The following is a 13,618-nucleotide window of genomic DNA, read 5'->3' as shown; positions in this document are numbered from 1 at the left end:
TTGTCTTTTTTAAATATTAACGATTGCATATAGAAAACGAACATACATTCGCTTATAATAGATTTAAATAACTTTGACAGAAAGAAGAATGTATGATGCAAGATATGACTATGTATTCAGATTCTGAACGCCATGTGTTATGTGTTGATATGAAAAGCTTTTATGCAAGCTGTGCGGCGATGGCAAAGGGACTTGATCTGTTGACTACTTATTTAGCTGTCGTTGCTGATATCAACCGAAAAGGAAGTGTCGTACTTGCTGCATCTCCCGCTTTAAAGCGCGATTTTGGTATCCGTACGGGCAGTCGCCTGTTTGAGATCCCTGATCACGAAAAAATCGTCATTGTATCTGCGCAGATGAAATTGTATTTGCGTGTGTCAACTGAAATTACCCGTCTGTTTCATAAATATGTTCCGAAAGAAGCGATTCATACGTATAGTGTGGACGAAAGCTTTTTAGAATTGTCAGGAACGCATAAGCTATGGGGATCTGCTGAAGAAGTAGCTTCTCGTATTATTGAAGAGTTGAAGGATACATTTGGATTAACAGCCGCCATCGGAATTGGCCCGAATATGTTAATGGCTAAATTATGCCTCGATCTTGAGGCAAAGCAAACAGGTATTGCGCGTTGGACGTATGCAGATGTCCCTAAGAAATTATGGACGATTCGTCCGTTATCAAAGATGTGGGGAATTGGCCCTCAGCTTGAGCGTCGTCTGAATCGAATGGGCATTTCCACTGTTGGACAGTTAGCGAATTATTCACTTCCCCACCTGGAAAAAGCATTCGGTATTATGGGTAACCAGCTCTATCATCACGCAAATGGCATTGATTTATCGGAGCTCGGCGCTCCGATTATGCAAGGACAGAAGAGCTATGGCAAAAGTCAAATTCTCTTACGTGATTATCACCGTCCAACTGATGTAGCATACGTTATTTTAGAAATATGCGAGGAAGTGGGAAGACGGGCTCGGGCCAATCAACATGCTGGTCGAACGATTAGCCTCGGCATTGGGTATAGTAAAACAGAAGGAGGGGGCGGCTTCCACCGTTCTTTAACGATTGCGACACCAACGAATATCACGATGGACATATATCATACTGCAATGCATTTGTTTAAGACGTTTTATGCTGAAAAAACCGTTCGCCGTATTGCTGTAACGCTTGATAATATTTGTGAGGATGAGCATGTGCAGCTGGACTTATTTGCTAAAGACCGGACAAAAGCGCGCACCCTAGGCTATGTCGTTGATGAGATCCGCGACAAGTATGGCAGTGATGCGCTGCTTCGGGCCGTCTCTTTTACAGAAGCTGGAACAGCGTTGGAACGTTCGAAATTAGTAGGCGGGCACTATGCAGAATAATTGACCATCATAGCCGTGTTTCAATTTGTTTTAACGGTGATTTGTATATTGAATTGGCTTAGTAATTTGAGTGAGCTGCTCATAAAGATCATGACTGAGTGGCTTGTCATCATACCAATTTGTATTGGTATCGATTTGTGCCTGTGAGCTCGCACCGAAGACAGCACTTGCGACAGCTGGATGGTGTAATATATATTTGAATGCCAATGCGTTTAATGCAACTTCATGATGATTCAGGCTGCTTAGTTGCCGATAAATGGCTTGTAATTCAGTGCGTGAATAGTTAAGGAAGCCGTCCTGTGCTTTTGCTTCAATTTGATTCATACCATGCTCGGTTAGCATCCCTTTTGCGAGTGGTCCACGTGCAAGAACACTAATTTGCTGATCATGTAAAAGATGGAGCATTGCTTCTTCTGGGCGGCGATCAAGGAGGTTGTATTGCATCATAACGACATCGATGTTCGCACGCTTTACATATTCACGAATGACATTTGGACGAATGGATGAAATGCCATATGCGAGAATGAGACCATCACGCTTCAATTCTTCAAATGCAGCGATTGATTCATCAATTGGATCATGAATTGTTCCGCCGTGCAGCATATAAATATCGAGATAATCTGTTCCGAGTCGACGCAGGCTTTCCTTGAGGCCGTTTTTAATATGCGCTTTGGATGGGTCCCAAAACCAATCTTTCGTCTCAGCGTTGAAGTGATTACCGACTTTTGACGTAAGAACGATATCGTGTCGCTTAGGCTTGATCGCTTGGCCAATTAGCCTTTCATTCATTCCGAAATCATATAAATCCGCCGTATCTAAGTGGTTGATGCCTTTGTCCAGGGCGGCATCGATCATCATTTGAACATGTGCAGGATCTGTTCCAAGTGACATACAGCCAAGGGTTAATTCAGATACGTAGACTGGCGATGTACCTATTTTATTTTTTTGCATCATAAACCTCCATTTCATTTTTTACCGTGTATCCACATTGTAAGAATGACAGAAAGGAAATACAACTGTTTCATTTCATATCATGTTGATTAGGGTCATTATGATAAAATAGGCTTATAAGCAAGAAGAACCTCCAGTGAAAGGTAACGGTGTTATAACCCTTTGCATGCTTAAAAAGAGTTCAGAATAAATAAGCTTAAAATCAATGGCGAAATATATGATACGGAGAGGTGTCCATATGAAGAAATTTGAAGAAAAAACACTCCACTCTCAATCGATTTATGACGGGAAAATAATTACATTACACGTAGATGACGTTCTTCTACCGAATGGTAAAACAGCACAACGGGAGTGTGTCATGCATTCAGGCGCTGTGGCTGTCATTCCTGTTCTAAATGATGGGAAAGTGCTTCTTGTTGAGCAGTATCGCAAGCCATTAGAAACATCTCTTATTGAAATTCCGGCGGGAAAACTTGAACAAGGCGAAGCACCAGAAGAGACCGCATTAAGAGAGCTTGAGGAAGAAACAGGCTATACAGCGGGCCAACTCGAATTCGTCACATCATTTTATACATCTCCTGGCTTCGCTAACGAGCTGATGTACATATATCTCGCTAAAGACCTTGTGAAGATAGAAGATGCAGCTGAGGGAGACGAAGACGAATTTATTGAGATTAAAACAATGACCCTCGATGAAGCGCAAGAATGTATTGAGAAGCAGCTCATTCATGACGCCAAGACAAATTATGCGATCCTATACTTGCAGTCGCTTGGGATTTGATGAATAGGCACCTATAAGAAATTGGAGTTGTTTAAAGCCATGTTGAACACATTTTTCGCTGATATGCACATTCATATTGGCCGCGATATTGATTATAATCCAGTTAAAATCACCGCTTCAAAGCGTCTTACTTTAACCAATATATTAAAAGAAGCAAGTCGGCATAAAGGCATCCAGCTCATAGGTGTTATTGACTGTCATGCACCAGCTGTTCAAAAAGAAATAATGATGCTGCTAGATACTGGTCAAGCAGAGGAACTGTCTGATGGGGGCATCCAATTCGAGAATGTAACACTGTTATTGGGGGCAGAAATAGAAGTATATGATGACGCATGCCAGGGCCCAATACATGTTCTCTGTTTTCTGCCCACATTGGAGAAGATGGCCTGTTTTTCAACGTGGCTTGCGAAGAGAATGACGAATATAACATTGAGTTCACAGCGGTATTATGGGACAGCTAAAGAGTTGCAGTACAAGGTGAAGGAACTAGCTGGTCTATTGATCCCAGCCCATATATTTACCCCATTTAAAAGCCTATATGGAAAAGGCGTCAAGCAATCACTCGCGGAAGTATTTGATCCAGATTTGATTGACGCTGTAGAGCTCGGTTTAAGCTCTGATACGGAAATGGCTGATCGGATTAAAGAGTTGCACAGTTATACGTTTGTAACGAATTCAGATGCCCATTCATTGCCAAAAATAGGTCGTGAATATCAGCAAATTCAAATGAATCATCCGTCATTTAAGGAGTTTGAATGGGCGCTGCATAACGTGAGGGGCCGTCAAATTGTAAAAAATTATGGTATGGATCCTCGATTAGGTAAATATTATACAACCGTGTGTCACGATTGCCATACCGCTCTTACATTGCGTCATAAAAGGTGTTTATCGTGTGAGTCAACTCATATCATTAAAGGTGTATCAGATCGCATCGAAGAATTGGCTTCGTCAGAAGAATCAACATCCTCTAATTTAAAGAGACCAGCTTATTTATATCAAGTACCATTAGAATATTTGCCGTCACTTGGTCCTAAAACGTATGAAACATTACTCTACCATTTCCAAACAGAAATGAATGTGATTCATACCGTCCCAATAGACGATTTAAAAAAAGTGATATCTGAAAAACTTGCGCAATTCATTATTCAAATGCGACAGGGAAAGCTTCACATAAAGGCTGGTGGAGGCGGAAGGTATGGATCAGTGTCATCTTCATAAAAACATGTCCACATAAAGTGTTCTTTTTATTCGGCGTTCTTCATAGATTCTAATGATAGACTGATTCTATTGAATGGAGGATTCCGATGTTGACAAAGAGACAATTGATGCTTGATCACGTGAAGGAACATGCGACGGTTTACATTTTTATGATTATATTATTTTTAACAGGGATTGTATTTGGGGCAGTTATTGTCAATAGCATGGGGTTTACTCAAAAACACGATTTATATTTTTATTTAGAGCGCTTTTTTGAACAGCTTTCGCAAGACCAACATGTCGAAACGAGTAGTATTTTAATGGATAGTTATTTATATCACATTAAGTATATTTTGTTATTATTTATATTAGGATTGTCTGTAATCGGGTTACCTTTTGTATGGGTCTTATTGTTTTCGAAAGGGCTTGTTGTCGGATTCACAGTTGGCTTCATTGTAAATCAGCTGGAGTGGCAGGGGCTTTTTCTATCTGCCTTATCAATTGCACCCCAGAACTTAGTCATTATTCCGGTATATATTGTGGCGGGCAGCTTATCAATGATTTTTTCCCTCACACTGTTAAACCGGTTATTTACTAGAAATGTTCAACACTCTATCATTCAGCCGTTAGGGAAATATGCCGTGTCATTTGCGGTATTACTCGCGATTTCGTTTCTAGCCTCTGTGCTTGAAACATATGTTGCGAATTATGGGATGAAGCTCGTCGTTAAGTCGCTCTATACGATGTTATGATTTAATAATAACTATAAAAAGCATATTATTATCGTTTGTATTTTTGACAGTTGCTTCTTTATAGGCATATAATAAGGTTGGTAACAAGGAGGGAATTTGCCATGGAACACCGGATTGAGAGTATAAAAAAACAACTCCATGCACAGAGCTACAAATTAACTCCACAGCGGGAAGCAACGGTACGTGTACTAATCGAACGAGAACAAGACCACTTAAGTGCAGAAGATATATATTTACTTGTAAAAGAAAAAGCACCTGAAATCGGTCTTGCCACGGTTTATCGGACATTGGAACTTTTATCTGAGCTCAAAATCGTTGATAAGATTAATTTTGGAGACGGCGTATCGCGTTACGACTTACGTAAAGAAGGTGCGGAGCATTTCCATCATCATTTGATTTGTATTGAATGTGGATCTGTCGAAGAAATTATGGAGGATTTGCTTGAAGATGTTGAAAAGGTTATAGAGAAGGATTGGGGTTTCCAAGTAAAAGATCACCGACTAACATTCCATGGTGTTTGTAGACAATGTCAAAAAGCAATCGTAAAGTCTACATGACCCCCACCTTGCCTTTTTTCGCTATATAGAAGAAAGGCTTTTATTTTTGGCCTTTACATATGACTTGATTTATCATTAAGTATAATGGCTAGTTTACAATGTGCATGTATATTATAATTAAAATATGGCATATCTTTTAGTGAAAGATTCTTTTACAAAAAAAGGGAGATATGCCTTATGAAGCAGATGGTGTGGGACACATTAAAGGTATTTATAATTTTTTTGGCTTGTACAATATTATTTTATGCAGGGCTGAAGATTATGCATGCTGAATATGAACAATATCATCGATATGATCAACCAGAAGGACACTCAGTTAAAGTGTTCAGTGATGAACAACGGTTAATTGATCGGTTAAATTTATTTTTTCGGTTGGGAGAGTAGCATGACATGCTAGAGTCGGAGTATGAGGATTTTTTTCATTATGTTAGAGTGGAGAGAGGCTTGGCAGATAATACGATAAAATCTTATAGACGCGATCTTGACCAATATAAAACGTATATAAAGACTGAGTTGAAAAAAATAGAATGGGAATCCGTGACACGCCAGGATATTGTTCACTTCCTTCATAAAATGAACATTAATGGAAAATCACCGTCAACGATTGCGCGTATGATCTCTTCTATTCGGTCCTTTCACCAATTTTTGTTAAGAGAGGACAGCGTAACACATGATGCGACTCTACATATTGAAACCCCGAGAAAAGAGCGAAAGCTGCCAGCAATTTTGTCAGCAGAAGAAGTGAATGTCCTGTTGGATATCCATGACCATACACCACTAGGCATTCGAAATAAAGCGATGCTAGAAATACTTTACGCAACAGGGCTTCGAGTAACAGAATTAATTACTTTAAAAGTGAGTGATTTACATCTCACAATGGGCTTTGTACGTTGTTTAGGGAAGGGGAACAAAGAACGAATTGTCCCATTAGGTGATGTCGCAGCAAAAGCTGTTACTCATTATTTACAACATGCCCGCAGTACGTTGGCCAAACGGAATGAAGATAACAATTTCTTATTTGTAAATCAGCATGGTCGTCCTTTATCAAGACAAGGATTTTGGAAAGTTCTTAAAGCGATTTCAAAAGAAGCAGGTATTAAGAAAAAGATTACCCCCCACACATTAAGACATTCTTTTGCGACACATCTGCTGGAAAATGGTGCGGATTTGCGAGCTGTGCAAGAAATGCTTGGACATGCTGATATATCAACAACGCAAATTTACACCCATGTAACGAAAAGTAGGCTAAAGGACATGTATCAAGCCTATCATCCTAGAGCGTAACGACATTTGCGCCTCTAGTAAAGCGAACGAACAACAGGTTAGTGAAACATAGGAGGTATGAATGATGCAGCAGTTTAAACGTATATTTCTAGTTGTGATGGATTCCGTCGGTATAGGTGAAGCGCCTGATGCAGAGAAATTTAACGATGTCGGTGCTCATACGCTCGGTCATATTGCAGATCATATGAATGGGTTAAATATGCCGAACATGGAAAAGTTAGGACTTGGTAATATTGAGGCAGTTAAAGGGGTTCGTGCCCAGGCTGTTCCAAAAGCGTATTTTACAAAAATGGAAGAAGCGTCAAATGGTAAAGATACGATGACAGGGCATTGGGAACTTATGGGTTTAAATATACAGCAGCCCTTTCAAACGTTCCCTGACGGATTCCCTCAAGAATTATTAGATGATTTGGAAGCGCGTACTGGACGCAAATCTATTGGTAATAAGCCTGCTTCAGGTACGGAGATTATAAAGAAATTAGGTAGAGAACACATCGAAACAGGCGCTCTCATCGTCTATACGTCGGCAGACTCCGTTTTACAAATTGCTGCTCATGAAGATGTGGTCCCAATAGACGAATTATATAAGATTTGTGAAATCGCGAGAGAATTAACATTGGATGAAAAATATATGGTGGGGCGTGTCATTGCGCGTCCGTTTGTTGGGGAACCTGGCGCATTTGAGCGAACGTCAAATCGACACGATTATGCACTTAAACCTTTCGGCCGTACAGTTATGAATGACCTTGAGGATGCAGGATATGATGTTTTGGCTATTGGAAAAATATCTGATATTTATGATGGGGAAGGTGTAACAGAGGCCATTCGTACGATCGATAATGATGACGGTATGACAAAAATTGTTCAAACGATGAACAAGGACTTTACAGGACTAAGTTTCTTAAATCTTGTTGATTTTGATGCTAAATATGGTCATCGCAGAGATCCGAAAGGGTATGGACAAGCGCTTGAAGCGTATGATCAAAGGCTACCAGAGCTACTCAATCGCTTGAATGATGACGATTTGCTTATTATTACAGCAGATCACGGTAACGATCCTGTCCATCATGGTACGGATCATACGCGAGAGTACGTTCCATTGCTTGTCTATCATACAAATATTGACAAAGGTCAAAAACTGCCAATAAGAAAGACGTTTGCGGATGTTGGTGCAACAGTTGCAGATAACTTTAACATAACACTGCCTGAAAATGGACAAAGTTTTTTAAACGAAATAAAGTGAGGCGAAACATTGATGAACAATCATTTGAACGAAGCGACAACTTATATTCAATCTAAGCTTTCAATGACACCTGAAATCGGGTTAATTCTCGGATCTGGTCTCGGTGTACTAGGAGATGCAATTGAATCTCCTACTTTTATTGATTACAAAGATATCCCACATTTTCCTGAATCAACAGTTGAAGGTCATAAAGGCCGTTTAGTCATTGGTCATTTGGAAGGCAAACCCGTTATCGCGATGCAGGGGCGATTTCACTATTATGAAGGATATTCCATGCAGGATGTAACCTTCCCTGTCCATGTGATGAAGCAATTAGGTGTTGCATCTCTTATCGTTACAAACGCAGCTGGGGGCGTGAACACGGCCTTTAAACCAGGAGATTTGATGATCATTACAGATCATATAAACAATATGGGAGATAATCCATTGATAGGTCCGAATGATGACCAGCTCGGTGTGCGTTTTCCTGACATGTCACAGGTGTATGATCGGACTTATATTGACCATGCGACGACGTGTGCTAATGAATTAAATATACCGATACAAAAAGGTGTATACGTTGGAAATACAGGGCCTGTTTATGAAACGCCAGCTGAAATTAAAATGTTACGACTCTTAGGTGGCGATGCTGTAGGTATGTCTACCGTACCTGAGGTTATAACAGCGGGGCATGCAGGTATGCGTGTGCTCGGCATTTCTTGTATATCCAATATGGCTGCTGGCATACTTGATCAGCCGCTCACACATGATGAAGTGATTGAAACGACTGAATACGTGAAAGACCATTTCATAAAACTCGTCAAACAGATTATTCATACGTTACCACAATAAAAATGTGCAGGTGATAAATAATGAGAATGTACGATATCATCACCAAAAAAAGAGATGGTGAAGTATTATCAGAGGCTGAAATCCGTTATTTTGTTACAGAATATACAAAGGGCACTATTCCGGATTATCAAGCAAGTGCATTATTAATGGCGATTTATTTTAACGATATGACAGAAAAAGAGCGCGCCACTTTAACAATGGCGATGACAGAATCTGGAGATATGATTGATTTGTCAGCCATAGATGGTATAAAGGTAGACAAGCACTCCACAGGTGGTGTGGGGGATACGACGACTTTAATTCTTGCGCCACTCGTAGCGTCATTAGGTATTCCAGTTGCAAAGATGAGTGGTCGCGGTCTCGGTCATACCGGTGGAACTATTGATAAGCTAGAAGCTATTCCTGGCTTTCACGTTGAAATTACGACAGATGAATTTATTGATTTGGTAAATAAAAACAAAGTAGCGGTCGTTGGACAGACTGGTAATTTAACACCGGCAGATAAAAAGTTATATAGCTTACGTGATGTGACAGCAACAGTTAATTCGATTCCACTAATTGCAAGCTCCATTATGAGTAAGAAAATTGCTTCAGGTGCCGATGCGATTGTCCTCGATGTCAAGGTTGGCTCAGGGGCATTTATGGATCATTTAAATGACGCTAAAGACCTTGCGCATGCAATGGTTGCGATTGGTAAACATGTCGGTAGGCAGACGATGGCGGTTATATCGGATATGAATCAACCGCTTGGTAAAGCGATCGGAAATGCGCTAGAAGTGAAGGAAGCGATTGATACTTTGCAGGGACGCGGACCTAAAGATTTAACTGAGCTGTGCCTAGCATTAGGGAGTCAAATGGTAGTGCTTGGTGGTGGAGCCGATACTATAACTGAGGCGAGAGCGCTGCTTGAGGCACAATTATACAATGGAAAGGCACTTGAGCACTTTAAGTCATTTGTGGCAGCGCAAGGCGGAGATCCAAAGGTTGTAGATCAGCCAGATGCCTTACCTACTGCTCAATATCAAGTTGAACTCCCTGCTCAATCTGATGGTGTTATTTCGGCGTTTTCTTGTAATGATGTCGGGGCTGCTGCAGCGATGCTTGGTGCAGGACGAACGACGAAGGAATCTAGCATAGATTTGTCTGTTGGACTCGTGCTTCATAAGAAAATTGGCGACCACGTTCAAAAAGGTGAGTCTTTAGCAACGATTCATACGAATCATCAAGACATTGAAGCAGTTAAAGAACAACTATATAAAAGCATTGAATTAACACAAGAGGCTGTTGAATTACCACCACTTGTGTATGATACGATTACATCTTAATTAATTATTGTAAAAAAGACTGGGATATAACTAAAATTTAACGGAAAAGACGAACATACTCAACATTAGCTCCGGAAATATACGAAGACTCCTGCGGGATGAAGGCATAGGTTAGACTCCACAGTGCGTTAGGGGGAAGGAAGGTTAAAACCGCGACGACAATCGCCACGCCTTCATGACCAACATCCTGTTGCCCTGAGGCTCACCAGACGCCCGTGACCAACGCCGCCACTAAAACATCGTGTTTGTCGGTCGCGAAGTATATTTCCGGAGCGGTTGTATTGTTCGTTTTTTCAATTGATTTTGTCCCAGTTTCTTTTTAGTCTACATAAAACGCAAACGAGTTGGAAGTTATTTATGACAATATCCTATTTATATCAAAAGTGGAATATATCGGTATAAAATTGACACTCTTTGGCAATTATAATTATATGTATATATTGATTGCTGGAGGTCAAACAATGAAAAAACATCTATTATTGATCAGTATGATGATTGTGATCATGTGTGTGACGCTCGTCGTACCTATTAACAGTGAAGAGAATGAAAATAAACAGGAAGATACGCCACAAGAAGTAAATCTTGCACCTAATGCTAAGTCAGCCATCTTAATAGAGCGAGACACTGGGCATGTGATTTATGAAAAAAATGCCAACGAAGTCCTTCCACCTGCCAGTATGACAAAGGTTATGACCTTATTATTAATTATGGAAGCACTGGATAACGGTGAGCTTAAATTAGATGAGATGGTTCGAGTGAGTGAACGGGCAGCATCTATGGGAGGAACGCAAATATTTCTTGAAGCTGGCGAAGAAATGTCTGTAAAAGATATGTTAAAAGGCATAGCAATTGGCTCTGCGAATGACGCGAGTGTTGCGTTAGCGGAAAGAATTGCTGGAAGTGAGGCTGCGTTTGTTGAACGAATGAATGCTAAAGCTCGTAAGTTAGGTTTAGAGCACACACAATTTAAGAATCCATCTGGTTTACCTGCTAGTGATCATCATACCACTGCACACGATTTGGCAATCATGGCAAAAGAATTACTAAAATACGAAACTATAACAGAATATACGTCCATTTATGAAGATTATTTAAGGAAAGGGCAAGATAACGAGTTTTGGCTTGTAAATACAAATAAGCTCGTTAAATTTTATCCGGGTGTAGATGGTCTTAAAACAGGATACACAAATGAGGCCAAATATGGACTAACAGCTACTGCTGAGCAAGATGGTATGCGACTCATTGCAGTCGTGATGGGGGCGGAAACGTCAAAAGAGCGCAATAAGATGGTATCAAGTATGCTTGATTATGCATTTAATCAATATGATACGACACAGCTTTTTGCCCAAGGTGACGTCATCACACATTTAACTAAGCTTAAAGCCCATGAGGAGAAAACGCCAATTGTGACGTCAGAATCAGTTAGCACGATTCACAAAAAAGGTAGTCCATCTGAACAAATTGAAACAACTGTCAAATTGCATGATACGATTAAGCTTCCCTTGCATAAAGGAGATCAAGTTGGTGTGCTTCTTGTAAAGGATGGAGATGATGTTCTGTCCAAGACACCATTAATTGTAAACCAAGACGTGACAGAAGCTTCAATCTATACCTTATTCAAACGATCCATACGGGAATTGGCAAAGAACCGCTAGTTATGGCGAAATACTTCTTCTTTTGTCGGCATGCAGGAATTTGCTTATAGGACAAAGAAGTTGTATATGTATACCACTTAACGAGGAGGAAGGCATATGGGGTTGAACGCGGCGTTTGAAGTGCGTGATGATGTATTGATTGTAAGGTTATCAGGTGAACTTGATCATCATGAAGCAGAACAACTGCGTAGTAATTGGAAGGATATGATTTATCAACATGCCATAAAGCATATCATCTTAAACTTAGAAGCTGTTTCTTTTATGGACAGTTCAGGATTAGGTGTCGTTCTTGGTAGATATAAAGAAGTGACACAACTCGGTGGAGAGATGGTGATTTGTTCAATTTCATCATCCGTTAAGCGTTTATTTGAAATGTCGGGATTATTTAAGATTGTTCGTTTGGAAGACGATGAAAACCATGCCCTTGCGACGTTGGGGGTGGCTTGATGAAGAATGAAATGTCTATTCAATTTTCAAGTCTAAGTGAGAACGAATCATTTGCAAGAGTTACAGTCGCTGCTTTTGTCTCTCAATTGGATCCAACGATGGATGAATTAACAGAGATTAAAACGGTTGTTTCTGAGGCTGTAACAAATGCGATTATTCATGGTTATCATAACCAACCTGCTGGCGTGATTACGATAACATGTGTACTTCACGATGATGAAGTTGAAATTACGGTTAAAGATAATGGTTGTGGGATTAATAATCTTGAAGAAGCGAGACAACCATTATACACATCAAAGCCCGAGCTCGAACGATCGGGAATGGGCTTTACCATCATTGAGAATTTCATGGATGCCGTCGACGTTATCTCTTCTAATAATGAAGGTACAATCATCCATATGAAAAAGCAACTTACTAAAACGAAAACGGTTTGTAAGTAGAGGTATTTGTTATGGATGTAAATGTGACCGGTGAACAGCGACAACTGTCAGATGAACAGGTGAAAGCATATATTTTGCAGAGCCAGCAAGGTGATCAAAATGCAAGAGATATACTCGTTGAACGCAACACTCGGCTCGTTTGGTCAGTCGTACAACGCTTCTTGAATCGAGGCTATGACCCTGATGATCTGTTTCAAATCGGAAGCATAGGTTTGATCAAGTCCATTGATAAATTTGATTTGTCTTATGATGTGCGTTTCTCAACATATGCAGTACCGATGATTATAGGGGAAATTCAACGGTTCATTCGGGATGACGGCACTTTAAAAGTCAGCCGTTCGCTCAAAGAAACAGGTAACAAAGTCCGTCGAGAAAAAGAGCGTCTCACGAAAGAATTAGGCCGTTCTCCAACAATCCATGAACTATCTGTGTCTCTCGATTTGCCAGTAGAGGATATTGTCTTAGCGGAAGATGCGTCTCGATCACCCCATTCGATTCACGAAACTGTATTCGAGAATGACGGTGATCCAATTACATTACTCGATCAAATTGCTGATCAAGATACGAATTGGTTTGACAAGCTTTCACTAGAAGAGACGATTAGAAGTTTGCAGGAACGGGAGAGATTGATTGTTTATCTTCGGTACTATAAAGACCAAACACAATCCGAAGTCGCGGATCGTCTAGGTATATCTCAAGTTCAAGTTTCAAGGCTAGAAAAGAAGATTTTGCAGGATTTAAAAACAAGAATGAATATATGGTTCTAAGTCAAATGACGTTGGTATTGAATT

At 40.2% G+C, this 13,618-nt stretch carries 15 protein-coding genes; 14 read left to right on the top strand and 1 reads right to left on the bottom strand.

The features are described 5' to 3' along the window. Positions 1–104 precede the first annotated feature (104 nt). The gene (locus tag HPC67_RS06340) at positions 105–1,364 is read left to right on the top strand and encodes a Y-family DNA polymerase (RefSeq protein WP_217587063.1); all 1,260 of its coding nucleotides are present in this window, start codon (positions 105–107) and stop codon (positions 1,362–1,364) included. Between the two features lie 30 nt (positions 1,365–1,394). On the opposite strand, the gene HPC67_RS06335 is transcribed toward HPC67_RS06340, so the two are convergent. Next, positions 1,395–2,315: an aldo/keto reductase gene (locus tag HPC67_RS06335; protein WP_217586643.1), complete on the bottom strand. Its 921-nt coding sequence runs from the start codon at positions 2,313–2,315 to the stop codon at positions 1,395–1,397. A gap of 238 nt (positions 2,316–2,553) precedes the next feature. Between HPC67_RS06335 and HPC67_RS06330 the strand changes: the two genes are divergently transcribed. From HPC67_RS06330 to sigF, 13 genes are all read left to right on the top strand, one after another. Continuing rightward, positions 2,554–3,096, top strand: coding sequence for an NUDIX hydrolase (locus HPC67_RS06330; RefSeq protein WP_217586642.1), 543 nt, complete (start codon positions 2,554–2,556; stop codon positions 3,094–3,096). A 39-nt stretch (positions 3,097–3,135) separates the two neighbouring features. After that, entirely contained in the window at positions 3,136–4,314 is a 1,179-nt protein-coding gene (locus HPC67_RS06325; protein ID WP_217586641.1) for an endonuclease Q family protein, read from the top strand. An 86-nt stretch (positions 4,315–4,400) separates the two neighbouring features. Beyond that, the gene (gene spoIIM, locus HPC67_RS06320; RefSeq protein ID WP_217586640.1) at positions 4,401–5,045 is read left to right on the top strand and encodes a stage II sporulation protein M; all 645 of its coding nucleotides are present in this window, start codon (positions 4,401–4,403) and stop codon (positions 5,043–5,045) included. A 101-nt stretch (positions 5,046–5,146) separates the two neighbouring features. Then, a complete protein-coding gene (fur, locus tag HPC67_RS06315; protein ID WP_217586639.1) occupies positions 5,147–5,602 on the top strand; it encodes a ferric iron uptake transcriptional regulator in 456 nt (151 codons plus the stop codon). Positions 5,603–5,779: 177 nt separating this feature from the next. Further along, positions 5,780–5,986, top strand: a complete 207-nt coding sequence (locus tag HPC67_RS06310; RefSeq protein ID WP_217586638.1) for a DUF4227 family protein — start codon at positions 5,780–5,782, stop codon at positions 5,984–5,986. Positions 5,987–5,992: 6 nt separating this feature from the next. Then, entirely contained in the window at positions 5,993–6,886 is an 894-nt protein-coding gene (gene xerD / locus HPC67_RS06305) for a site-specific tyrosine recombinase XerD (protein ID WP_217586637.1), read from the top strand. Positions 6,887–6,950: 64 nt separating this feature from the next. Then, a complete protein-coding gene (gene deoB / locus HPC67_RS06300; RefSeq protein WP_217586636.1) occupies positions 6,951–8,129 on the top strand; it encodes a phosphopentomutase in 1,179 nt (392 codons plus the stop codon). 12 nt (positions 8,130–8,141) lie between these two features. Continuing rightward, on the top strand, positions 8,142–8,960 hold the full coding sequence (locus HPC67_RS06295; protein WP_217586635.1) for a purine-nucleoside phosphorylase: 819 nt from the start codon (positions 8,142–8,144) through the stop codon (positions 8,958–8,960). A 20-nt stretch (positions 8,961–8,980) separates the two neighbouring features. Further along, the gene (locus tag HPC67_RS06290; RefSeq protein ID WP_217586634.1) at positions 8,981–10,285 is read left to right on the top strand and encodes a pyrimidine-nucleoside phosphorylase; all 1,305 of its coding nucleotides are present in this window, start codon (positions 8,981–8,983) and stop codon (positions 10,283–10,285) included. 461 nt (positions 10,286–10,746) lie between these two features. Continuing rightward, the gene (locus HPC67_RS06285; RefSeq protein ID WP_217586633.1) at positions 10,747–11,940 is read left to right on the top strand and encodes a D-alanyl-D-alanine carboxypeptidase family protein; all 1,194 of its coding nucleotides are present in this window, start codon (positions 10,747–10,749) and stop codon (positions 11,938–11,940) included. 96 nt (positions 11,941–12,036) lie between these two features. Continuing rightward, on the top strand, positions 12,037–12,387 hold the full coding sequence (spoIIAA, locus tag HPC67_RS06280) for an anti-sigma F factor antagonist (RefSeq protein ID WP_217586632.1): 351 nt from the start codon (positions 12,037–12,039) through the stop codon (positions 12,385–12,387). Continuing rightward, entirely contained in the window at positions 12,387–12,827 is a 441-nt protein-coding gene (gene spoIIAB / locus HPC67_RS06275; RefSeq protein WP_217586631.1) for an anti-sigma F factor, read from the top strand. Before spoIIAA ends, spoIIAB begins: the two co-directional genes overlap by 1 nt. A gap of 11 nt (positions 12,828–12,838) precedes the next feature. Next, the gene (sigF, locus tag HPC67_RS06270) at positions 12,839–13,594 is read left to right on the top strand and encodes an RNA polymerase sporulation sigma factor SigF (protein ID WP_217586630.1); all 756 of its coding nucleotides are present in this window, start codon (positions 12,839–12,841) and stop codon (positions 13,592–13,594) included. The last annotated feature ends 24 nt before the right edge of the window (positions 13,595–13,618 follow it).

It is taken from the genome of Lentibacillus saliphilus, assembly GCF_019093865.1.
In the GTDB taxonomy this organism is placed as follows: Bacteria; Bacillota; Bacilli; order Bacillales; family Amphibacillaceae; genus Lentibacillus_B; species Lentibacillus_B saliphilus.
This window is presented reverse-complemented; position numbering and strand designations above follow the sequence as displayed.

Coding starts and splice junctions, on each gene's coding strand:
- HPC67_RS06325 (WP_217586641.1), top strand. CDS start 3,136: ATGTTGAACACATTTTTCGCTGATATGCACATTCATATTGGCCGCGAT.
- HPC67_RS06340 (WP_217587063.1), top strand. CDS start 105: ATGACTATGTATTCAGATTCTGAACGCCATGTGTTATGTGTTGATATG.
- HPC67_RS06290 (WP_217586634.1), top strand. CDS start 8,981: ATGAGAATGTACGATATCATCACCAAAAAAAGAGATGGTGAAGTATTA.
- deoB (WP_217586636.1), top strand. CDS start 6,951: ATGCAGCAGTTTAAACGTATATTTCTAGTTGTGATGGATTCCGTCGGT.
- spoIIAB (WP_217586631.1), top strand. CDS start 12,387: ATGAAGAATGAAATGTCTATTCAATTTTCAAGTCTAAGTGAGAACGAA.
- HPC67_RS06285 (WP_217586633.1), top strand. CDS start 10,747: ATGAAAAAACATCTATTATTGATCAGTATGATGATTGTGATCATGTGT.
- spoIIAA (WP_217586632.1), top strand. CDS start 12,037: ATGGGGTTGAACGCGGCGTTTGAAGTGCGTGATGATGTATTGATTGTA.
- HPC67_RS06335 (WP_217586643.1), bottom strand. CDS start 2,315: ATGCAAAAAAATAAAATAGGTACATCGCCAGTCTACGTATCTGAATTA.
- fur (WP_217586639.1), top strand. CDS start 5,147: ATGGAACACCGGATTGAGAGTATAAAAAAACAACTCCATGCACAGAGC.
- HPC67_RS06295 (WP_217586635.1), top strand. CDS start 8,142: ATGAACAATCATTTGAACGAAGCGACAACTTATATTCAATCTAAGCTT.
- spoIIM (WP_217586640.1), top strand. CDS start 4,401: ATGTTGACAAAGAGACAATTGATGCTTGATCACGTGAAGGAACATGCG.
- sigF (WP_217586630.1), top strand. CDS start 12,839: ATGGATGTAAATGTGACCGGTGAACAGCGACAACTGTCAGATGAACAG.
- HPC67_RS06330 (WP_217586642.1), top strand. CDS start 2,554: ATGAAGAAATTTGAAGAAAAAACACTCCACTCTCAATCGATTTATGAC.
- xerD (WP_217586637.1), top strand. CDS start 5,993: ATGCTAGAGTCGGAGTATGAGGATTTTTTTCATTATGTTAGAGTGGAG.
- HPC67_RS06310 (WP_217586638.1), top strand. CDS start 5,780: ATGAAGCAGATGGTGTGGGACACATTAAAGGTATTTATAATTTTTTTG.